The sequence below is a fragment of the Paenibacillus sp. Negev47 genome, from assembly GCF_058313655.1.
The window spans coordinates 1297062-1317412 of the sequence record NZ_CM177754.1; the positions used below are offsets into that span (position 1 = coordinate 1297062).

Consider the following 20351-nt stretch of genomic DNA (forward strand, 5'->3'; position numbering starts at 1 on the left):
GTAAGAAAGAGCTGGCTTCCCGTTTACCTGGGTAGACATTGAGTTTCACATAACGGAGATAAAGTGTTCAGGACTGCTGGAGAGCATTTTGTTGCGAAAGTATTGTAAACCCTTTCAGAAGTGTGTTAGAATATTTGTACCCTATGAGCGCACCATTATGATAGGACAAGGTAGGGGATATTAGTGGCGGTTTTAGATAATGCAAAACTATTAAAGAAAAAATGAAAAATAACTGTTGCATTAGATTCAGCCATATGATATATTATTTAAGTCGCCGCTGAAACACACGGCTGACACGGGAAACACAATGAATGATGAAAAAGAAGTTTGATCTTTGAAAACTGAACAACGAGTGAGTAAACATTCTGCTTGCAGAATGAACGCGAAAGTTTGAAACAAGCCTTGGCTTGAATCGACTGGAGCAAAAATGAGATTTTTAATCTCGTCAGATTCAAAATGAGCTTATCGCTCTTTTCAAATATTTGAGATGAATTTCATAGCGTTTAACCACGCTACTGAAATTCATCTTTATTGGAGAGTTTGATCCTGGCTCAGGACGAACGCTGGCGGCATGCCTAATACATGCAAGTCGAGCGGAGTTGATAGGAAGCTTGCTTCCTGGATACTTAGCGGCGGACGGGTGAGTAACACGTAGGCAACCTGCCCTCAAGTTTGGGACAACTACCGGAAACGGTAGCTAATACCGAATAGTTGTTTTCTTCGCCTGAAGAGAACTGGAAAGACGGAGCAATCTGTCACTTGGGGATGGGCCTGCGGCGCATTAGCTAGTTGGTGAGGTAACGGCTCACCAAGGCGACGATGCGTAGCCGACCTGAGAGGGTGATCGGCCACACTGGGACTGAGACACGGCCCAGACTCCTACGGGAGGCAGCAGTAGGGAATCTTCCGCAATGGGCGAAAGCCTGACGGAGCAATGCCGCGTGAGTGATGAAGGTTTTCGGATCGTAAAGCTCTGTTGCCAGGGAAGAACGCTTGGGAGAGTAACTGCTCTCAAGGTGACGGTACCTGAGAAGAAAGCCCCGGCTAACTACGTGCCAGCAGCCGCGGTAATACGTAGGGGGCAAGCGTTGTCCGGAATTATTGGGCGTAAAGCGCGCGCAGGCGGTCATTTAAGTCTGGTGTTTAATCCCGGGGCTCAACCCCGGATCGCACTGGAAACTGGGTGACTTGAGTGCAGAAGAGGAGAGTGGAATTCCACGTGTAGCGGTGAAATGCGTAGATATGTGGAGGAACACCAGTGGCGAAGGCGACTCTCTGGGCTGTAACTGACGCTGAGGCGCGAAAGCGTGGGGAGCAAACAGGATTAGATACCCTGGTAGTCCACGCCGTAAACGATGAGTGCTAGGTGTTAGGGGTTTCGATACCCTTGGTGCCGAAGTTAACACATTAAGCACTCCGCCTGGGGAGTACGGTCGCAAGACTGAAACTCAAAGGAATTGACGGGGACCCGCACAAGCAGTGGAGTATGTGGTTTAATTCGAAGCAACGCGAAGAACCTTACCAGGTCTTGACATCCCTCTGACCGGTACAGAGATGTATCTTTCCTTCGGGACAGAGGAGACAGGTGGTGCATGGTTGTCGTCAGCTCGTGTCGTGAGATGTTGGGTTAAGTCCCGCAACGAGCGCAACCCTTATATTTAGTTGCCAGCACTTCGGGTGGGCACTCTAGATAGACTGCCGGTGACAAACCGGAGGAAGGTGGGGATGACGTCAAATCATCATGCCCCTTATGACCTGGGCTACACACGTACTACAATGGCCGGTACAACGGGCTGCGAAATCGCGAGATGGAGCCAATCCCAACAAAGCCGGTCTCAGTTCGGATTGCAGGCTGCAACTCGCCTGCATGAAGTCGGAATTGCTAGTAATCGCGGATCAGCATGCCGCGGTGAATACGTTCCCGGGTCTTGTACACACCGCCCGTCACACCACGAGAGTTTATAACACCCGAAGTCGGTGGGGTAACCGCAAGGAGCCAGCCGCCGAAGGTGGGATAGATGATTGGGGTGAAGTCGTAACAAGGTAGCCGTATCGGAAGGTGCGGCTGGATCACCTCCTTTCTATGGAGAATCGTTTCCTGTAACGGAAACATTCAAATAAGCAGGTTCACTGAACCTGCGACCGCAATTCATTTCGGTCCTTCACCTTGGTGTGGATGAAATGAATAGCGAAACCACTCACTCGTTGCTCAGTTTTGAGAGCTCAAACTCTCAAACAGCTTGCTTTTGCATGGAGCTTGTTCTTTGAAAACTAGATATCGAAACGAAAGTAAATGCGAATTAGAACATTCCTTTTTAGCTGAACTTGTGTTAAAACAAGTTTCAATAAAAACGGTAGTTAATTGCTTTTGCGATGGTATTGAATGGGAGTGACTTTTGGCTTTGCGCAAGCAAAACAAGGGAAGCGAGCAGTCAAAACCGGAGCAATATGGTTAAGCTACTAAGAGCACACGGAGGATGCCTAGGCGCTAGGAGCCGATGAAGGACGTGGCGAACAACGAAACTGCCTCGGGGAGCTGTAAGCAAGCTTTGATCCGGGGGTGTCCGAATGGGGAAACCCAGCTGGGGTAATTTCCAGTTACTCACAACTGAATACATAGGTTGTGCAGAGGCATACCAGGGGAACTGAAACATCTAAGTACCCTGAGGAAGAGAAAACAATAGTGATTCCGTCAGTAGCGGCGAGCGAACGCGGAGAAGCCCAAACCAGAGAGCTTGCTCTTTGGGGTTGTGGGACGTCTCACATGGAGTTACAAAGGAACCGGTTAAGCGAAGAGGTCTGGAAAGGCCCGCCAAAGAAGGTAAAAGCCCTGTAATTGAAAGTTGGTTCCCTCCGAGACGGATCCCGAGTAGTGCGGGGCACGTGAAACCCCGTATGAATCCGGCAGGACCATCTGCCAAGGCTAAATACTTCCTAGCGACCGATAGTGAAGCAGTACCGTGAGGGAAAGGTGAAAAGCACCCCGGAAGGGGAGTGAAATAGAACCTGAAACCGTGTGCTTACAAAAAGTCAGAGCCCGTTTTAGGGGTGATGGCGTGCCTTTTGTAGAATGAACCGGCGAGTTACGTTCCCGTGCAAGGTTAAGGTGAAGAGCCGGAGCCGCAGCGAAAGCGAGTCTGAATAGGGCGACTTAGTACGTGGACGTAGACCCGAAACCGGGTGATCTACCCCTGTCCAGGGTGAAGGTGCGGTAACACGCACTGGAGGCCCGAACCCACGCATGTTGAAAAATGCGGGGATGAGGTGGGGGTAGCGGAGAAATTCCAATCGAACTCGGAGATAGCTGGTTCTCCCCGAAATAGCTTTAGGGCTAGCCTCGGAAAACAGAGTCGTGGAGGTAGAGCACTGATTGGGTGCGGGGCCCGCAAGGGTTACCAAGCTCAGTCAAACTCCGAATGCCATAGACTTACTTCCGGGAGTCAGACAGTGAGTGCTAAGATCCATTGTCAAAAGGGAAACAGCCCAGACCATCAGCTAAGGTCCCCAAGTGTGTGTTAAGTGGGAAAGGATGTGGAGTTGCACAGACAACCAGGATGTTGGCTTAGAAGCAGCCATCATTTAAAGAGTGCGTAATAGCTCACTGGTCGAGTGACTCTGCGCCGAAAATGTAACGGGGCTAAACACACCACCGAAGCTATGGCTTGATACGATGTATCAGGGGTAGGGGAGCGTTGTATAAGGGTTGAAGGTGTACCGTAAGGAGCGCTGGACATTATACAAGTGAGAATGCCGGTATGAGTAACGAAAAGATCAGTGAGAATCTGATCCGCCGAAAGCCTAAGGGTTCCTGAGGAAGGCTCGTCCGCTCAGGGTAAGTCGGGACCTAAGGCGAGGCCGAAAGGCGTAGTCGAAGGACAACAGGTCGAAATTCCTGTACCACCGTAAGCCGTTATGAGCAATGGGGGGACGCAGTAGGGTAGTGACGCGGACTGATGGATGTCCGTCTAAGCAGTAAGGCTGATGTGTAGGCAAATCCGCACATTGTAAGGCTGAGCTGTGATGGGGAGTGAAAATTACAGTAGCGAAGGTCATGATCTCACACTGCCAAGAAAAGCCTCTAGCCAGGTGATGGTGCCCGTACCGCAAACCGACACAGGTAGGCGAGAAGAGTATTCTAAGGCGCGCGGAAGAACTCTCGTTAAGGAACTCGGCAAAATGACCCCGTAACTTCGGGAGAAGGGGTGCCCCGGTAGTGTGAATAGCACGAGGGGGCCGCAGTGAAAAGGCCCAAGCGACTGTTTAGCAAAAACACAGGTCTGTGCGAAGCCGTAAGGCGAAGTATACGGGCTGACGCCTGCCCGGTGCTGGAAGGTTAAGGGGAGTGGTTAGGGAGCAATCCCGAAGCTGTGAACCGAAGCCCCAGTAAACGGCGGCCGTAACTATAACGGTCCTAAGGTAGCGAAATTCCTTGTCAGGTAAATTCTGACCCGCACGAATGGCGTAACGACTTGGGCGCTGTCTCAACGAGAGATCCGGTGAAATTTTAATACCTGTGAAGATGCAGGTTACCCGCGACAAGACGGAAAGACCCCATGGAGCTTTACTGCAGCTTGATATTGAATTTGGGTACGATCTGTACAGGATAGGTGGGAGCCTTTGAAGCGTGAGCGCCAGCTTGCGTGGAGGCAACGTTGGGATACCACCCTGATCGTATCTAGGTTCTAACCTGGTACCGTAATCCGGTGCGGGGACAGTGTCAGGTGGGCAGTTTGACTGGGGCGGTCGCCTCCTAAAGAGTAACGGAGGCGCCCAAAGGTTCCCTCAGAATGGTTGGAAATCATTCGAAGAGTGCAAAGGCATAAGGGAGCTTGACTGCGAGACCTACAAGTCGAGCAGGGACGAAAGTCGGGCTTAGTGATCCGGTGGTACCGCATGGAAGGGCCATCGCTCAACGGATAAAAGCTACCCTGGGGATAACAGGCTTATCTCCCCCAAGAGTCCACATCGACGGGGAGGTTTGGCACCTCGATGTCGGCTCATCGCATCCTGGGGCTGAAGTAGGTCCCAAGGGTTGGGCTGTTCGCCCATTAAAGCGGTACGCGAGCTGGGTTCAGAACGTCGTGAGACAGTTCGGTCCCTATCTGTCGTGGGCGTAGGAAATTTGAGAGGAGCTGTCCTTAGTACGAGAGGACCGGGATGGACGTACCGCTGGTGTACCAGTTGTTCCGCCAGGAGCACCGCTGGGTAGCTATGTACGGAAGGGATAAACGCTGAAAGCATCTAAGCGTGAAGCCCCCCTCAAGATGAGATTTCCCAGTATGTAAGACCCCTTGAAGACGACGAGGTAGATAGGCTGGGGGTGGAAGTGCAGCAATGCATGGAGCTGACCAGTACTAATCGGTCGAGGGCTTATCCAATAGCAAGTTTGAAATCGCAACTTTCGTTTCGAATCTAGTTTTCAGAGAACAACAACTCTGAAATGTAAGCTAAGCTATGCGTTTGGTGGCGATGGCGGAGGGGTTCCACACGTACCCATCCCGAACACGACCGTTAAGCCCTCTAGCGCCGATGGTACTTGGACCGCAGGGTCCTGGGAGAGTAGGACGCCGCCAAGCGAACTCTTTCATCATACATAGAATACAGGCTCTGCATGTGGACGTTGTACGATGAGTTGCATTTGCACTGCAAATGCATATTATTCCCTGATAGCTCAGTTGGTAGAGCACTCGACTGTTAATCGAGTTGTCACAGGTTCGAGCCCTGTTCGGGGAGCCAGTAAGGCCCGTTGGTCAAGGGGTTAAGACACCTCCCTTTCACGGAGGTAACAGGGGTTCGAATCCCCTACGGGTCATATAGATGGAGGCTTAGCTCAGCTGGGAGAGCATCTGCCTTACAAGCAGAGGGTCGGGGGTTCGATCCCCTCAGCCTCCACCATATAACTTATTTTTATAACGACGCGGGGTGGAGCAGCCCGGTAGCTCGTCGGGCTCATAACCCGAAGGCCGCAGGTTCAAATCCTGCCCCCGCAATTATACTTTCCTTTGAGAAAGTGATCTGGAACCGTGGTGTAGTTGGCCTAACATGCCTGCCTGTCACGCAGGAGATCGCGGGTTCGAATCCCGTCGGTTCCGCCATTTTTATATTTATTAATACCGTATGCGGAAGTGGCTCAGCGGTAGAGCATCGCCTTGCCAAGGCGAGGGTCGCGGGTTCGATTCCCGTCTTCCGCTCCAATATTTGCGCCCTTAGCTCAGCTGGATAGAGCGTTTGACTACGAATCAAAAGGCCGGGAGTTCGAATCTCTCAGGGCGCGCCATTATAACTTCAAATTTGCCGGCGTGGCGGAATGGCAGACGCGCTCGACTCAAAATCGAGTGGGAAACCGTGGAGGTTCGAGTCCTCTCGCCGGTATATATAACGGGATGTAGCTCAGCTTGGTAGAGCACCTGGTTTGGGACCAGGGGGTCGCATGTTCAAATCGTGTCATCCCGATCTCGAAAAGTACTATCTATAATAAGATAGTACTTTTTTATATTCACTTTTATAAATCGCGATATTGCAAGTTATTTACTATCATGACAAACTCTCCAAAATAACATATCCATGGTTCCCCTTCAGACAACAGGTTAGTTTTGCATAAAGCCTCGTTTTTTAGGTCACAATAGGTTTAAAAAGTGATAGAAGGGGTTCATGTGAACACGTTTAACTTCAGAAAACAATTCAAGAGACGTTGGCGACGCTGGAAACGAACACTATGGATGACTACGGCTTTGCTTGCAGTAACGATACTGGCTTACAGCGGCTTGCCTATCTCATCTACGATTGAGCGATTACTGACGACTAATTTTAGTGAAGCAACCACTGTGATGGGACCTGTTACACAGGAAACAAGATCTGAACAGGAAATCCAAGTACTCATGGAGCAACTTGATTCTGATCCGGATCATTTAACGAGTGTGGTTTTGGAAACGCAGTACATCTGTGGAGTGGAGACCGAGCAGTTAGGGAAAATGGCTAGACCACAGTTGAAGATGCTGCTGGTTCAACATCCGGAATGGGTTGCTACCGTTGGAACATCAGACGAGCTACATTTAAAACAACGTGTAGATGACCTTTCACCGCTCTGTAGACAGCAAGCGTATATAAGTATAGATGCCGTAGGTAATCTTAATTTGTACGAGGGTAAGCCAGCAGAAGAGAAGGTCATTCGTACGTTCTTTCAGTTAGATGTTGGGACGTTGGAGAGTTCTTTGCCTGAAGGAGTACTGGAGCAATTGCAGCAGGGTATTCGGATCCAGGATAAAGACGAATATGACAGCGTGATCTCTACGTTCAGTGACTATGCAGTGGACGAAGATCATCATTTAATCCGCAATGGCGGGTAACGAGTATCTGACAACACTCAACAAAATACGTGGAGTGTGATAAGGACATCAAAGAGATGTCCTTTTTGTCGTTTGAACTAAAATACATGGAAATTCGAAATAACATGTAAAAAATTCACGAATAAAGGCGAGTAATCAGTTAGACAAAGTTTTTCCTGCCGCAGGGTCTATCTTTTGTTATAATGAAATGAACGATACATATGTTCGCTTTTGTGAGGGAGAGATGGTTTTGCGTTTTTTGGGAATTGACCCGGGGATTGCGATTGTTGGTTTTGGTTTTGTGGATAAAATCGGCAGTAAGGTGGTACCCGTACAATATGGATGTATTCAGACGGAAGCTCATACCCCTGAAGAGGAGCGGTTGCTTCACGTATATGAAGGTATGGTGCAATTAATTGATAAATACAAACCGGACGCAGTAGCGCTGGAGAAACTTTTTTTCAACCGGAACGTTACAACAGCGATGTCTGTCAGTCAGGCTAGAGGCGTCATGGTGCTCGCTGCCGCGCAGAAGGGTTTGCCTATTGCAGAGTATACGCCAATGCAGATCAAGCAGGCCGTTGTTGGGTACGGTAAAGCGGAGAAGAAGCAAGTACAGGAGATGGTCAAAATGTTCTTGCGTCTTCAGGTCGTTCCTAAACCGGATGACGTAGCGGATGCACTGGCTGTGGCCGTGTGCCACGCGCACTCTTATACATTAAATTCCAAGTTGAATGAGGTATTGCGAAAATGATTGATTTTCTAAGAGGACAGTTCATTCATGTAGAGAATGATTATATTGTGCTGGATGTTCATGGTGTGGGGTATCGCGTATTCTGTCCGAATCCATTTGCGTTTGCGAAGCAAGAAGGCGAAATTACGGTGTACACTCACCATCATGTGCGTGAGGATGCGATGTTGCTGTTTGGATTTGTTACACGGGATGAACAGCGTTTGTTCCGTAAATTGATTGAAGTATCTGGTATCGGTCCAAAAGTGGCACTGGGCATACTCGCTGGAGGTACACCAGAACATGTGGTTACGGCGATTTACCAGGAGAATCTTACGTTCTTGACCAAATTGCCAGGCATCGGCAAGAAGACTGCACAACGCATGATCCTCGATCTCAAGGATAAGCTGGACAGCTTTGGTGCGGCAGCATATGCAACAGGTTTGTTTGCTCCTCCATCGGAAGAGTCGGGAAGTGGTTCAGCCTGGGATGAGGCACGTGAAGGTCTCAAGGCACTTGGGTATACTGACAGTGAGCTTGATAAAGTATGGCTCAAATTGAAAAAGGATGTTACTACAGCGGATTCCGTTGATGTGTTGATGAAAAAGGCGCTGCAAATGCTGTTTACGGGATAAGACAATTTGCATATTATAATATAGCTGTAGCCTGCAAAAAAAGGTAGGGATGAACATGGATGATCGGATTATTTCCGCGAACCTGATGATGGAGGACCAAAATGTTGAGTTGAGCCTTCGTCCCCGGTATCTGAATGAATATATCGGGCAGAATCAGGTGAAGGAGAATTTAAAGATATATATTGAAGCTGCCAAATTTCGTAATGAGGCATTGGATCACGTTTTGTTATATGGACCACCTGGACTTGGTAAAACAACACTTGCCAATATTATTGCCAACGAATTGGGCGTTAACTTACGAACTACATCAGGTCCAGCCATTGAACGCCCGGGTGATCTTGCAGCATTGTTAACCAATCTGCAGGAAGGCGATGTCCTGTTTATTGATGAGATTCATCGTTTGCATCGTACGGTTGAAGAAGTCATGTACCCGGCTATGGAAGATTCCGCATTGGATATTATGATTGGTAAAGGTCCAAGTGCACGTTCCGTTCGGCTGGATCTGCCACCATTCACTCTAATTGGGGCTACAACGCGTGCTGGCTTGCTGTCTGCTCCACTTCGAGACCGATTTGGTGTTATCAGTCGCTTGGAATTCTACACGGTTGATGAGCTGGCCTATATCGTCTCACGCTCAACTGAAATTTTGGGTGTGGAGATCATCGGCGATGCTGCGGAAGAGATTGCATTGCGCTCGCGTGGGACACCGAGGATCGCGAACCGTTTGCTAAAACGAGTACGGGACTTTGCACAGGTGCGTGGTGATGGGATTATTACGCAGACACTGGCAGAAGAAGCGCTGCAACGTCTCCAGATTGATCCGCGTGGGCTGGATGATATTGATCATAAGATGCTCAAATCGATGATCAATAGTTTTCGAGGAGGCCCTGTAGGTCTGGATACAATTGCTGCTACGATCGGGGAAGAAAGTCAGACCATCGAGGATGTCTATGAACCGTATCTGCTTCAGATTGGAATGATTCAACGTACACCAAGGGGCAGGATCGTGACAGATCTCGCCTATCATCACTTGGGTCTGCCTGTTCCACCAAGAGACGGGAAATAATCGAGCCAGTTGAATATTCACCACAACCATTGAAATAATTACGTGTTAACCTGATATAAAATGAAAGAAATGCATGGAGAGGAGTCTGATTGTGGGAAAAGCAATACGAACGAAGAATTGGAGTCGTCGATTGAAGGTACTGGCGGCAGCTCTTTTGACAGTAGGTTGTCTACAAGTACCTGCTTATGCAGCAGGAAATGATGGACAGACGATCCGGGTAGCCATGTTTGCGAATTTGGGCAGTACGTATAAATCAACTACACCGCTCATTACGCTTGAATCGACGGGACAATGGAGTATCCAATCAGAGAGTGGCGCTAATTTAAGCCTTCCGACAGGGCAAGTCCGTTTCAGTGCTGATGGATTCCGAGTGAAGGTGTTGGAAACATCGGACTTTAAGGCAGCATCTGCAGCGGCAAAGTTGTTGCAGGCAACCGCGGATAAGCCGTTGTTGTTCACAACCTCTCTGAATGGTAATGCCATCTACCAGCTCTATACGGGCAACTATGCAACAGAGGCACTGGCTGGACAAGCTGTTACACGGGTACAAAAGGTAGCAGCAGCTCAATTGGCTGGTCAGAAGCCAGCTGTAACAGGAAGTAAGCGCCTGTCTGCTGGAACCTATGGTTCGATTCAGGAAGCAGAGGCAGCACAAGCCAACCTTTTGGCAACAGGAGTCAATGCTTATCCAGTCCTTCAATTGAATGGGGGAAGTCAAGCATATTCGGTATGGGTTGGTGAAGCTTCAACGGATGCGGAATTATCCACATTGAAGAACAGTGTGGAAGCCAAAGCTCCGGGGGTAAGCCTTACACCTGTCAAAAATAGTGCAGGGCTAATCATCCGTCAGGATGCAGGATTAAGTACGGATGCACTCAAAACAGCTCCGCATTACACGATTGCAGGTAGTGAATCCAAAGCATTGGTACAAGGAAATGGAAATGGTATCAAAGTCGTGGAACGATCCCAACGAACGTATCGTGGAGATATGGAAATCAGCATCTTGAGCGGTGACCTGGCGTTGGTCAATGTTGTTCCGCTAGAGCAATACCTTTACTCGGTCGTAGGGGCAGAGGTGTATTCCTCTTGGCCTGCGGAGGCTCTGAAAGTTCAAGCCGTAGCTGCTCGATCTTACGCCCTTCAACAGGGTGATCGCTTTAAAATTGCCAATGTGGTGGATACAACACTTAGCCAGGCCTATAACGGGATTGGTTCGGAGAATGATAAAGTATCCAGCGCAGTGGATGCAACGGCTGGAGAAGTGGTCAAGAGCGGTGGTAAAATCGTCGAGGCGGTGTTCTCCTCCAATGCGGGGGGCCAGACAGCTCATCCTTCTGAGGTATGGAACGGCGGAGCAGGTGTGTTCACCAATGTGGTTAGCTCAGGAGATACGTCAGCCCAGGCAGGATTACATACGTGGTACCATGTGCTGCTCAATTCAGGTGTTAGCGGGTATATTCGTGAGGATAACATCAAAGAATTAACGACCAAGACCGAGGCGGGACTGGCGAAAGTGACGGTAACGGCTCAGAATACCAATGTGCGTCCCATTCCGTTAATTCAATCCACTGTTGAACCTGTAGCTAAAATGAATCCAGGCAACGAAGCCGTTGTACTGGCAAAAGTCGCTCAATCCAATGACTATGCTTGGGTGAGAGGACCTTTCACGTCTGCCCAGTTGGTTAAGTCCCTTCAGGGTAAAACGACAGCATCTGTTCCTGCGTCAATCTCAACTTTGGAAGTAACCAAGCGTGGACCTTCCGGAAGAGCACTTGAAGTTACTGCCAACGGACAAGCTATGACGGTGAAATATGCCGATACATACCGCTCTGCGCTCGGTGGATTACCGAGCACTTTATTTGATATTGCAGGGACCGGAAGTTATACTGTATTAGGCGCTGACGGCAAAACAGCCAGTAAAACCGGCTCAAAAGGTGCCTCTGTACTGTCTTCCTCAGGCACAGGAACATCATCCGGTAATGCACTTGTGGTTATGAGTGGTGATGGTCAAGCGAGAGCGGTAACGCAGGGTCAGACCTACATGTTCATCGGTCAGGGCAATGGCCACGGATTGGGCTTGTCCCAATGGGGAGCCAAAGGCATGGCAGATGAAGGGTATGATTACCAGGCAATATTGAAACACTATTATCAAAATGCGACTATTGTTAAGGAATGAAACTAAAATGAATGTGAACTTATATGATTTTGAATTACCAGAGCAATTGATTGCACAGACGCCGTTGCTTGATCGCACGGCATCCCGGTTGCTTACCTTGAACAAAGATAGTGGTGAGATTAATCATCAAACGTTTCCTGATATAATCGACTTTCTGGAGTCTGGCGATACACTGATTCTGAATGATACACGTGTTCTGCCAGCCCGTCTGTTCGGTACAAAAGAAGATACCGGAGCAAAAGCTGAAGTATTATTGCTTAAAAATGTCGAAGGCGACACGTGGGAAGCTCTGGTTAAGCCAGGGAAGAAGCTGAAGGCCGGTTCGGTCATCGTATTCGGTGATGAACTGAAGGCAATCATTAATGAAGAGGGCGAAATGGGAGCCCGTACACTTACGTTTACGTATGATGGGATCTTCCAGGAGATACTGGACCGTCTGGGCGAGATGCCGTTGCCACCTTATATCAAAGAGACCTTGGATGACCGCGAAAGGTATCAGACTGTATATGCCAAGCATGAAGGATCGGCGGCTGCACCTACAGCGGGACTGCATTTTACGGATGAATTATTGGATCAGATTCGTGCCAAAGGTGTTAATGTGGCCTTCATTACGCTTCATGTAGGACTGGGAACGTTCAGACCCATGTCGGTCGACGTCGTAGAAGATCATGTCATGCATGAGGAGTATTACTCCTTGTCACAAGAAACAGCAGACCTGATTAACCGGACCAAAGAGAATGGACACCGTGTTTTTGCGGTTGGTACAACGAGCTGCCGTACTTTGGAAACGGTAGGCAGTAAATTTGAAGATGGATTACTGCAAGCAAGCAGCGGATGGACGAGCATTTTCATCTATCCAGGCTATTCCTTTAAAGTGATCGATGGGATGCTTACGAATTTTCATCTTCCGAAATCCACGTTGGTTATGTTGGTTAGTGCACTTGCAGGCAGGGAACATATAATGCAGGCATATGAGGAAGCCATCCAAGAACAATACCGTTTCTTCAGCTTCGGCGATGCTATGTTGATATATTAATATAACGATTAACTTTTAGAGGATGATTAAAACCAATGGCAGCAATTACGTATGAACATATCAAAACTTGTAAACAATCCGGTGCACGTCTGGGGCGTGTGCATACACCTCACGGTATTATTGAGACACCGACCTTTATGCCTGTAGGTACACAGGCGACCGTCAAAACAATGAGCCCTGAAGAGTTAAAAGAAATGGATGCTCAGATTATTTTGAGTAATACCTATCACCTGTTTCTCAGACCAGGACATGAAATCATTCGTGAAGCTGGCGGATTGCACAAATTCATGAACTGGGATCGTCCAATTCTGACGGACAGCGGCGGATTCCAAGTATTTTCTCTTAGTGAGATGCGCAAAATTACAGAAGAAGGCGTTAACTTCCGCTCCCATCTGAATGGAGACAAGAAGTTCCTTTCTCCTGAGGTGGCAATGGAAATCCAGAATGCACTTGGCTCCGATATTATGATGGCTTTCGATGAATGCCCACCGTATCCGGCTGAATATGAATATGTAAAAAAATCACTCGAAAGAACGAGCCGCTGGGCAGAACGTTGTCTCGAAAGTCACGCTCGTCCACATGACCAAGGTCTGTTTGCCATCGTACAGGGAGGCATGCATGAAGATCTTCGCCGTCAGAGCGCCGCAGATTTGACTTCCATGGATTTCCCGGGGTATGCTATTGGTGGACTGAGTGTTGGAGAACCGAAACATTTGATGTATGGTGTATTGGATTACACATTACCTTTGTTGCCGTCCAATAAACCACGTTATTTGATGGGAGTAGGTTCGCCCGATGCGTTGATTGAGGGATCAATTCGTGGAGTGGACATGTTCGATTGTGTTCTGCCTACTCGTATTGCCCGTAACGGAACAACGATGACCAGCCAGGGACGACTGGTAGTTCGCAATGCCAAGTTTGCAACTGATTTTGGGCCACTTGACCCTGAATGTGATTGCTATACTTGTCGCAACTATTCCAGAGCTTACCTGCGTCATTTGATCAAAGCAGATGAAACATTTGGCCTGCGTTTGACGACGATCCATAATCTTCATTTCTTGCAGAATTTGATGCGTAATGTACGTAAAGCCATTATGGAAGATCGTTTGCTTGATTTCCGGGATGAATTTTTCGATCAATATGGTCTTCATGACAATGACAAAGGTTTCTGATTGAGGTTTTAAGGAAACCTTCGTAACAAGCAATATCTGTATGTATAGTCGATAAGGGGGAGTTTGAATGTTTCAGGGAATGTCTTTAACAGCAACGGGAGCAGGCGGTGGAATTGTATCTTTGATCGTACCTTTGGTACTCATGGTTGCGATTTTCTACTTCTTGATGATTCGTCCACAGAACAAAAAGCAAAAGCAACGGAATTCCATGCTGAGCCAATTGAAAAAAGGCGATAAAATTGTAACGATTGGTGGCCTTCACGGCACGATCGCTGAGATTACGGACGATGTGGTTGTATTGCGTGTAAACGATGTAACTAAGCTTACGTTTGACCGTAATGCAATCAGTACGGCTGTAGCTCGTGACACGGCTGTTGAATAGTTACTGTAACATAGAATAACGAGGGTGCGTTTGTGGCGTATTCCGTAGTAGAGAACCAGTCTCCTTGGAGATCGGTTCTCTTTTTGTTTTTATGAGGGAAGGTCGATGTACTTCACCAGTGAATTAGGAACGATGCGTGTTAACGCCAAACATGCCACCAAGAGCTGAAATGAAGAAGGCACTGAGCAGTTGCAAACTATCTTTCCAATTAAACGAAGCATCCAGTGCGAGAAATCCGATCAACAGCACAAGGAGTCCATATACGATTCCGGTAATCCCTCCGTAGTACCATCCTTTTTCACCAGAGCGTTTGCCTGCCACAAAACCACCGACCAATAACGACAAGCCATGAACAACATAGGTATAGAGCGAGAGGTCCTGTTCCCGCATTCCGCTCATCCACAGAAACAAGGAGAGAATTAATGCTCCGATAAACATCCATACAAAAGCCTGACAGAGGCCTGACAGAATCGGATTGGACACTCGAAACGAAACCAAGCGGCGGATCAATTGCATGAAACAACCCCCTTGTACAAGTTATAAGTTAATACAGTGTATGGTCAAGCCTTCGGACTTATGAACTGAATTTCCATTAAATGAACGGATTATTTCTGCATGAGCATGTAAGGTTCAGGTCAAAATAGGGATTGCACTACAGCTAACTGTAAAAAACTCAGTTTCGAAGGAGGACCCCTGTTGTGAACTTCCCAGATGTCGGATCACATATCTTTCGAACCATTCTCATGTACTTTCTTGTGTATTGTGCTATTCGGGTTATGGGTAAACGCGAGATCGGTAAACTATCCATGTTTGATCTGGTCGTGTCGATTATGCTCGCTGAGATGGCTGCCTTTGTGATTGAAGATATAGGTAAACCTTTGTTTCATGGCATTGTACCTATGCTGACGGTTATCATCGTGCAAATCGGAATGGCCTTTGCCGGTTTGAAGAGTCGGAGACTCCGCTTGATGATTGATGGCAAACCTACTGTATTGATCTCCAAAGGCGTCCTTCATCGGGATGTGATGCGTAAACAGCGATATAACCTGGATGATCTGTTGTTACAGCTCCGTGAACAGAATGTAGACAGTATTGGTGAGGTTGATTTCGCAATATTGGAGACCACAGGTAAGCTGACCGTTTTTCCAAAAAATCAGAATGCTTCTAATGGCAGCAGTTCTTCGAACTCTGACTCAGAAGGATCTTCTTCCAGTAAACCCAAAGCAGGAAAAAATCAAATCGACGGATTTCCAAATATCAAATATGAAGGTCTGCCATTGCCTCTGATTATGGACGGTAAAGTCCAGGATCAGAATCTGGAACTCATCCAGAAAACGAGATTTTGGCTGAAAAATCAGATTCAACAGAATGGAATTCTGGATTTTAAAGATGTATTTATATGTTCCATCGACCACAATGGCAAAGTGTATGTAAGTCCAAAAGGTGATAAAAAATGAATATCATTTGCCAGACCGACGTTTGAACCATGAACCAATAAAAGGAGCACGGGACAGATCATGAAAGTCAATCATTTTGGTCCAGCCCATAACAATGAAATAAACGATAAGTCCGACTAAAGGCGCGAGAAGCATTCGCACCCAGAAAGGCAATATCATGACCGTCTCTTCGTACACAAGCAGGGTCGCTGCTCCCATAATAAACATGCCGGCACCCGTTTTAACCCAATCCAGGATCTTGAAGCGGAACTGTAGTAGTTTACGAACGCTTTGGATATGTAATAGCGTAACCACAGTAGAATTCACACAGATAGCGATAACCGCACCGAAGATGCCATACTCGGGCCGGGAAGCGAGCGTTAAAATTAACGTGACTTTGATAACAGCACCGATAAATGTATTCAGCAGTGCTTTACCTGGACGGTCAAGGGCTTGTAACGCAGCTTGAAGAGGAGCTTGAATATAAATGAATAAAGCAAAAGGAGCCATTAGCTTCAGCATGCTTCCGATCGATGCATCATTATACAGAACAAGACACATCGGTTCGGCAAGCACATACATAAATACAGAAAACGGAGCACCTGTCACAAGTGCCAAGCGTAACGCCTGATGCATTCTTTTGTGAATCAGTGCGCGATCTCCCTGAGCAGAAGCTTCGGACAGTGAAGGCACGAGTGATGTCGCAAGCGATGAGGTTAGTGCGCCTGGCAGCAGTAGCAAAGGGATAATCATGCCTTGTAGTGCACCATACTGTGCTGTGGCGAGTCCTTTGGATATGCCTGCCAGAGCAAGACTCTGGGCAGTAACGATGGTTTCAGCCAGGTAGGAGAGGGAGCCAACCAAACGACCTGCTGTAACGGGAATGGAGATCGCAAGCAAACGCCGAATGAGTCCGGTCTGCGGAGCACTCGTATCTTTTATAACAGGCGTTACTGTGGTTATAGGCTTGGCTGAGAGATTGGACATGTTCTGATGCTTGGCAAGCGGTAACTCTTTCTTCTGTCTGCTGTACTTCCACAATAAGACAAGCATACCGCCGAATTCTCCGACGAGTGCACCGAGCATGGCACCAGCAGCAGCCTGGGCAATACCGTGGGGGAGAAGAAGCCAGGCAAACCAAATGACACAGACGATGCGAATGATGGTTTCGACAATGGATGAAATGGCAGTAGGCATCATGTTTTGTTTGCCTTGGAAGTAACCTCTGTACACGGCAGATACGGCGATAATGGCAATCATGGGACTCATACTAACGAATGTATGATACACCCGCTCATCAGTGAGCACGTACTTGGTCACCCATGGGGCAAATATAATGCACAAAAACATGAATACTACGCCAAGCGTCAGGGTGAAGCTTAAGCTTATTTGCAGGATACGCTGGGGGGAATAACGATTGGCACCGGTGTCAGCTTCGGCTACGAGCTTGGCTACGGCGAGCGGAATACCACCTGTAATTAATGTCACCAGTACGATAAAAAAAGGATAGCTCAATTGGTAGATGCCAACACCTTCTGCACCGATGACTCGTGGCAGCGCTATGCGCGGGATGAAACCAAGTATTCGATTAATTATGCCTGCCGCGAGCAGGATCATGGCCCCCTGGATAAATGTCTGTTTCTTCAAGACTACCCCTCTTTCCCGGTTGAAAGTACAGGTTATCATCATAAACGGGACAAAGCCGTTGTTCTTCATCCTATGCCAGTCCTTTATCTTCTCATGACAACTTGGACACGATTAACAAAAAGAACCATAACCAGCAAGAAGGAATATGATTGGGCGAAGTCGAATGTTGTAATATTGATGCCGCATAAAGGCTTGGATGTACGAAGGGAGGCTCCCCGTTGGAAGAAATGAATGATGTGGAGTTGGAACAGTCAATAGAGATGCTCTGCCGTAGCAAGGCGGAGGAATTAAGGCTTGTCGGTTACGAATATGTCACCAGCAAAGATGTCTGGAATTGCGTCAGTCATAAATATGAAAAACAGGGCATTCCACCGCTTCACCAGCTGGTGAACGACATTTTGTCACTGAAAGCAACAAGCTTTATGAACTTTATGACCGTGTCTGCATACCGGGGGTCCTCTTTCTAGACGAAAGGGATCTTTTTTGTTGAAAATTGACTGCTTTTTACGGCATCGCTATAATAGGAATATTGAGAACGAAAGGGGATCTAGGAACGGCATGAAAAGAATTATCAGTTTCATTCTGGTCGTGCTTGTCACCACAGGAGTAATGGTGGGAACAAGCCCGGAGCTGCTCAAAAATATACGCTTGGGCCTTGATTTAAAGGGAGGCTACGAGATCTTATATGAAGCAGAGCCGCTTGATGAGGGACAACAAGTCACCAAAGCATCACTGGTGCAAACGGCCAAGAGTCTTGAAAGCCGCGCCAATGCGCTCGGAACAAGCGAACCGGAGGTAACTACTGAAGGAAGCAACCGGATTCGTTTGAAGTTGGCAGGGGTTACGGACGAGGCTGAAGTTAGAGCCAAAATGAAAGAACCAGCCGTTTTGACCTTCCGTAGTAAAGCTGAGAATGACAAGGAAGGCGAATACACGAAAATTGAGCTTCGCGGAAATGAATTTGTTGAGAATGCAGCCAAAGTTGTGTTCACTCAATTGAATGAGCCTATGATTGACATTCAAGTAAAAGACAAAGCCAAATTTTCCGAGATTACCAAACGTTTGATCGGACAACCTCTCGCTATTTATTTGGACGATGAGTTGCTCTCTGCTCCAACCGTTAGACAACAGTTGACAGATGGTTCCGCTCAGATTTCGGGTGCTTACACACGTGACGAAGCAAACCAGCTTCGTGACACCATTAACCTGGGTGCATTGCCACTGAAACTTACAGAGAAATACTCACAAAGTGTTGGGGCAACACTGGGTAAGCTTTCTCTGGATCAGACGATTAAAGCTGGATTGATTGGCTCCGTTATCATCCTAATCTTCATGATTGGGCTCTATCGTATTCCAGGTATTATTGCGAGTTTCGCCTTGATCGCACATACATGGCTGGTACTTGCGATCTTCTATATGGGAGAGTTCGTACTTACCCTTCCAGGGATTGCAGCATTTATCTTGGGTATAGGAATGGCCGTAGATGCCAATATCATCACCTACGAACGGATTAAGGAAGAGATGCGTAGTGGCAAGTCGATCTTGTCTTCGGTTAAAGCAGGTGGTAAACATTCCTTCCGTACGATCATTGATTCTAATGTCACTACCATTATTGCTGCTTCGGTTATGTTCTTCTTGGGAACAGGTGCGGTTAAAGGGTTTGCACTCGTGCTGATCTTTGACATTGTCACCAGTATTATCACGAATATTTTCTTCTCCCGCTTCCTGTTGACCCTGCTCGTACGGGGTAACGTGTTGAAGAAGCCTAAGTACTTCGGAGTGAAGGAGAGTGAAATTCGTGCGCTTTAATTGGAATTTTGATTATGTTAAAGGTAGTAAGATTGCCTATACGTTTTCCATCATCCTGACAATTGCGGGTATTATTAGTCTCTTGTCTCTGGGATTGAATTATGCGGTTGATTTCCGCGCAGGCTCCAATGTAGATATCAGTGTATCCAAGTCGATTACTGCTGAGCAGATTAATCCGATTGTCAAGGATATCGGTGTGAACGAGGGTGACGTTACGATTACTCCGGGTTCAGACAGAGTGAATGTTCGCTTCTCCAAAGAACTGGATGAGAATCAAGAAAGTAAGTTCAAGCAGGAATTTACCAAATTAGATCCGGCTGCCTCTTACGAAGTAAATACGGTTGATCCAGAGATGGCAAAGGAACTTGAGCGTAACGCCATCTATGCCGTTCTTATTGCGAGTATCGGGATCATGATCTATGTAGCGATTCGATTTGAATGGCGCTTCGCTTTAGCCGCGGTCGTTTCCATATTCCATGATGCTTTTGTCGTGATAAGTGTATTCTCTCTCTTCCGTCTCGAAGTGAATCTGACCTTTATTACTGCTGTACTTACTATTGTCGGATTCTCCATCAACGATACGATTGTTATCTTTGACCGAATTCGTGAGAATCTGCGTTTTGCCAAAAAGTCTTCTAAAGCAGACTTGCGTGCAATAGTTAATCACAGCTTGTCTCAGACGATGACCCGTTCACTGAATACAACGTTTACGGTGTTTGCTGCATCACTTTGTTTGTTTATTTTTGGTGGTGAATCCATTCGCATGTTCTCGCTTGCGATGGTCATCGGGACATTTTTCGGCGCATATTCTTCAATCTATATTGCAGCTCCACTATGGTTTACACTTAAATCTAAACAAGTCACTAAACCTAAAGTTGAAGCCAAAACATCCAACTAAACACTTTATTGTGAAGCCGCGTCTGCCAGGCGCGGTTTT

The 20351-nt window shown here is 47.4% G+C and carries 14 protein-coding genes, 9 tRNA genes and 3 rRNA genes; 24 read left to right on the plus strand and 2 right to left on the minus strand.

What is annotated here, in order from left to right; genetic code table 11:
- Nucleotides 1–528 precede the first annotated feature (528 nt).
- The 20 genes from AC4G47_RS06015 to yajC all read left to right on the plus strand — a co-directional run bounded on the left by AC4G47_RS06015 (nucleotide 529) and on the right by yajC (nucleotide 14522).
- Nucleotides 529–2081, plus strand: a 16S ribosomal RNA gene (locus tag AC4G47_RS06015).
- A gap of 369 nt (nucleotides 2082–2450) precedes the next feature.
- A 23S ribosomal RNA gene (locus AC4G47_RS06020) occupies nucleotides 2451–5378 on the plus strand.
- Nucleotides 5379–5459: 81 nt separating this feature from the next.
- Nucleotides 5460–5576 (plus strand): 5S ribosomal RNA (rrf, locus tag AC4G47_RS06025).
- Together the 16S, 23S and 5S rRNA genes with 9 tRNA genes alongside form the textbook arrangement of a ribosomal RNA operon.
- An 84-nt stretch (nucleotides 5577–5660) precedes the next feature.
- Nucleotides 5661–5736 (plus strand) — tRNA-Asn (locus AC4G47_RS06030).
- Nucleotides 5737–5740: 4 nt separating this feature from the next.
- Nucleotides 5741–5812 (plus strand) — tRNA-Glu (locus AC4G47_RS06035).
- Nucleotides 5813–5819: 7 nt separating this feature from the next.
- Nucleotides 5820–5895: transfer RNA gene (locus tag AC4G47_RS06040), tRNA-Val, on the plus strand.
- Between the two features lie 21 nt (nucleotides 5896–5916).
- Nucleotides 5917–5990, plus strand: a tRNA-Met gene (locus AC4G47_RS06045).
- 27 nt (nucleotides 5991–6017) lie between these two features.
- Nucleotides 6018–6095: transfer RNA gene (locus AC4G47_RS06050), tRNA-Asp, on the plus strand.
- 24 nt (nucleotides 6096–6119) lie between these two features.
- Nucleotides 6120–6194 (plus strand) — tRNA-Gly (locus AC4G47_RS06055).
- Nucleotides 6195–6200: 6 nt separating this feature from the next.
- A tRNA-Arg gene (locus AC4G47_RS06060) sits at nucleotides 6201–6277 on the plus strand.
- 16 nt (nucleotides 6278–6293) lie between these two features.
- Nucleotides 6294–6372: transfer RNA gene (locus AC4G47_RS06065), tRNA-Leu, on the plus strand.
- Between the two features lie 7 nt (nucleotides 6373–6379).
- A tRNA-Pro gene (locus AC4G47_RS06070) sits at nucleotides 6380–6453 on the plus strand.
- A 200-nt stretch (nucleotides 6454–6653) separates the two neighbouring features.
- Complete coding sequence (locus AC4G47_RS06075; protein WP_491105266.1) at nucleotides 6654–7346, plus strand: BofC C-terminal domain-containing protein; 693 nt, start codon at nucleotides 6654–6656, stop codon at nucleotides 7344–7346.
- 229 nt (nucleotides 7347–7575) lie between these two features.
- A complete protein-coding gene (gene ruvC / locus AC4G47_RS06080) occupies nucleotides 7576–8079 on the plus strand; it encodes a crossover junction endodeoxyribonuclease RuvC (protein ID WP_017686765.1) in 504 nt (167 codons plus the stop codon).
- Nucleotides 8076–8690: a Holliday junction branch migration protein RuvA gene (gene ruvA, locus AC4G47_RS06085; RefSeq protein WP_036616866.1), complete on the plus strand. Its 615-nt coding sequence runs from the start codon at nucleotides 8076–8078 to the stop codon at nucleotides 8688–8690. Before ruvC ends, ruvA begins: the two co-directional genes overlap by 4 nt.
- Before the next feature lie 55 nt (nucleotides 8691–8745).
- Complete coding sequence (gene ruvB, locus AC4G47_RS06090; protein WP_458123816.1) at nucleotides 8746–9756, plus strand: Holliday junction branch migration DNA helicase RuvB; 1011 nt, start codon at nucleotides 8746–8748, stop codon at nucleotides 9754–9756.
- A 73-nt stretch (nucleotides 9757–9829) separates the two neighbouring features.
- Entirely contained in the window at nucleotides 9830–11932 is a 2103-nt protein-coding gene (locus AC4G47_RS06095; protein ID WP_491105269.1) for a SpoIID/LytB domain-containing protein, read from the plus strand.
- Between the two features lie 7 nt (nucleotides 11933–11939).
- Nucleotides 11940–12968, plus strand: a complete 1029-nt coding sequence (gene queA, locus AC4G47_RS06100) for a tRNA preQ1(34) S-adenosylmethionine ribosyltransferase-isomerase QueA (RefSeq protein WP_491105271.1) — start codon at nucleotides 11940–11942, stop codon at nucleotides 12966–12968.
- A 35-nt stretch (nucleotides 12969–13003) separates the two neighbouring features.
- Nucleotides 13004–14140 (plus strand): tRNA guanosine(34) transglycosylase Tgt, encoded by a 1137-nt coding sequence (gene tgt, locus AC4G47_RS06105; protein WP_036616872.1) that lies wholly within the window; start codon nucleotides 13004–13006, stop codon nucleotides 14138–14140.
- Between the two features lie 67 nt (nucleotides 14141–14207).
- Nucleotides 14208–14522: a preprotein translocase subunit YajC gene (gene yajC / locus AC4G47_RS06110; protein WP_458123813.1), complete on the plus strand. Its 315-nt coding sequence runs from the start codon at nucleotides 14208–14210 to the stop codon at nucleotides 14520–14522.
- Nucleotides 14523–14645: 123 nt separating this feature from the next.
- On the opposite strand, the gene AC4G47_RS06115 is transcribed toward yajC, so the two are convergent.
- Entirely contained in the window at nucleotides 14646–15038 is a 393-nt protein-coding gene (locus tag AC4G47_RS06115) for a TIGR04086 family membrane protein (protein ID WP_017686772.1), read from the minus strand.
- Nucleotides 15039–15265: 227 nt separating this feature from the next.
- On the opposite strand from AC4G47_RS06115, the gene AC4G47_RS06120 reads away from it, so the two are divergent.
- Nucleotides 15266–15979 carry a YetF domain-containing protein gene (locus AC4G47_RS06120; protein ID WP_491106652.1) on the plus strand — a complete coding sequence of 238 codons (714 nt, stop codon included), beginning with the start codon at nucleotides 15266–15268 and terminating at the stop codon, nucleotides 15977–15979.
- Nucleotides 15980–15982: 3 nt separating this feature from the next.
- Here AC4G47_RS06120 and spoVB read toward each other — a convergent pair whose 3' ends face one another.
- Nucleotides 15983–17605 carry a stage V sporulation protein B gene (gene spoVB / locus AC4G47_RS06125; RefSeq protein ID WP_491105274.1) on the minus strand — a complete coding sequence of 541 codons (1623 nt, stop codon included), beginning with the start codon at nucleotides 17603–17605 and terminating at the stop codon, nucleotides 15983–15985.
- 227 nt (nucleotides 17606–17832) lie between these two features.
- On the opposite strand from spoVB, the gene AC4G47_RS06130 reads away from it, so the two are divergent.
- The 3 genes from AC4G47_RS06130 (at nucleotide 17833) to secF (ending at nucleotide 20312) form a co-directional block, all read left to right on the plus strand.
- Nucleotides 17833–18072, plus strand: a complete 240-nt coding sequence (locus AC4G47_RS06130) for a post-transcriptional regulator (RefSeq protein WP_036617497.1) — start codon at nucleotides 17833–17835, stop codon at nucleotides 18070–18072.
- A 91-nt stretch (nucleotides 18073–18163) separates the two neighbouring features.
- Nucleotides 18164–19414: a protein translocase subunit SecD gene (gene secD, locus AC4G47_RS06135; protein WP_458123811.1), complete on the plus strand. Its 1251-nt coding sequence runs from the start codon at nucleotides 18164–18166 to the stop codon at nucleotides 19412–19414.
- Entirely contained in the window at nucleotides 19404–20312 is a 909-nt protein-coding gene (secF, locus tag AC4G47_RS06140) for a protein translocase subunit SecF (protein WP_458123810.1), read from the plus strand. Before secD ends, secF begins: the two co-directional genes overlap by 11 nt.
- Nucleotides 20313–20351: the final 39 nt, after the last annotated feature.

Coding starts and splice junctions, on each gene's coding strand:
- ruvB (WP_458123816.1), top strand. CDS start 8,746: ATGGATGATCGGATTATTTCCGCGAACCTGATGATGGAGGACCAAAAT.
- AC4G47_RS06095 (WP_491105269.1), top strand. CDS start 9,830: ATGGAGAGGAGTCTGATTGTGGGAAAAGCAATACGAACGAAGAATTGG.
- ruvA (WP_036616866.1), top strand. CDS start 8,076: ATGATTGATTTTCTAAGAGGACAGTTCATTCATGTAGAGAATGATTAT.
- secD (WP_458123811.1), top strand. CDS start 18,164: ATGAAAAGAATTATCAGTTTCATTCTGGTCGTGCTTGTCACCACAGGA.
- yajC (WP_458123813.1), top strand. CDS start 14,208: ATGTTTCAGGGAATGTCTTTAACAGCAACGGGAGCAGGCGGTGGAATT.
- queA (WP_491105271.1), top strand. CDS start 11,940: ATGAATGTGAACTTATATGATTTTGAATTACCAGAGCAATTGATTGCA.
- AC4G47_RS06130 (WP_036617497.1), top strand. CDS start 17,833: ATGAATGATGTGGAGTTGGAACAGTCAATAGAGATGCTCTGCCGTAGC.
- tgt (WP_036616872.1), top strand. CDS start 13,004: ATGGCAGCAATTACGTATGAACATATCAAAACTTGTAAACAATCCGGT.
- AC4G47_RS06115 (WP_017686772.1), bottom strand. CDS start 15,038: ATGCAATTGATCCGCCGCTTGGTTTCGTTTCGAGTGTCCAATCCGATT.
- AC4G47_RS06120 (WP_491106652.1), top strand. CDS start 15,266: ATGTACTTTCTTGTGTATTGTGCTATTCGGGTTATGGGTAAACGCGAG.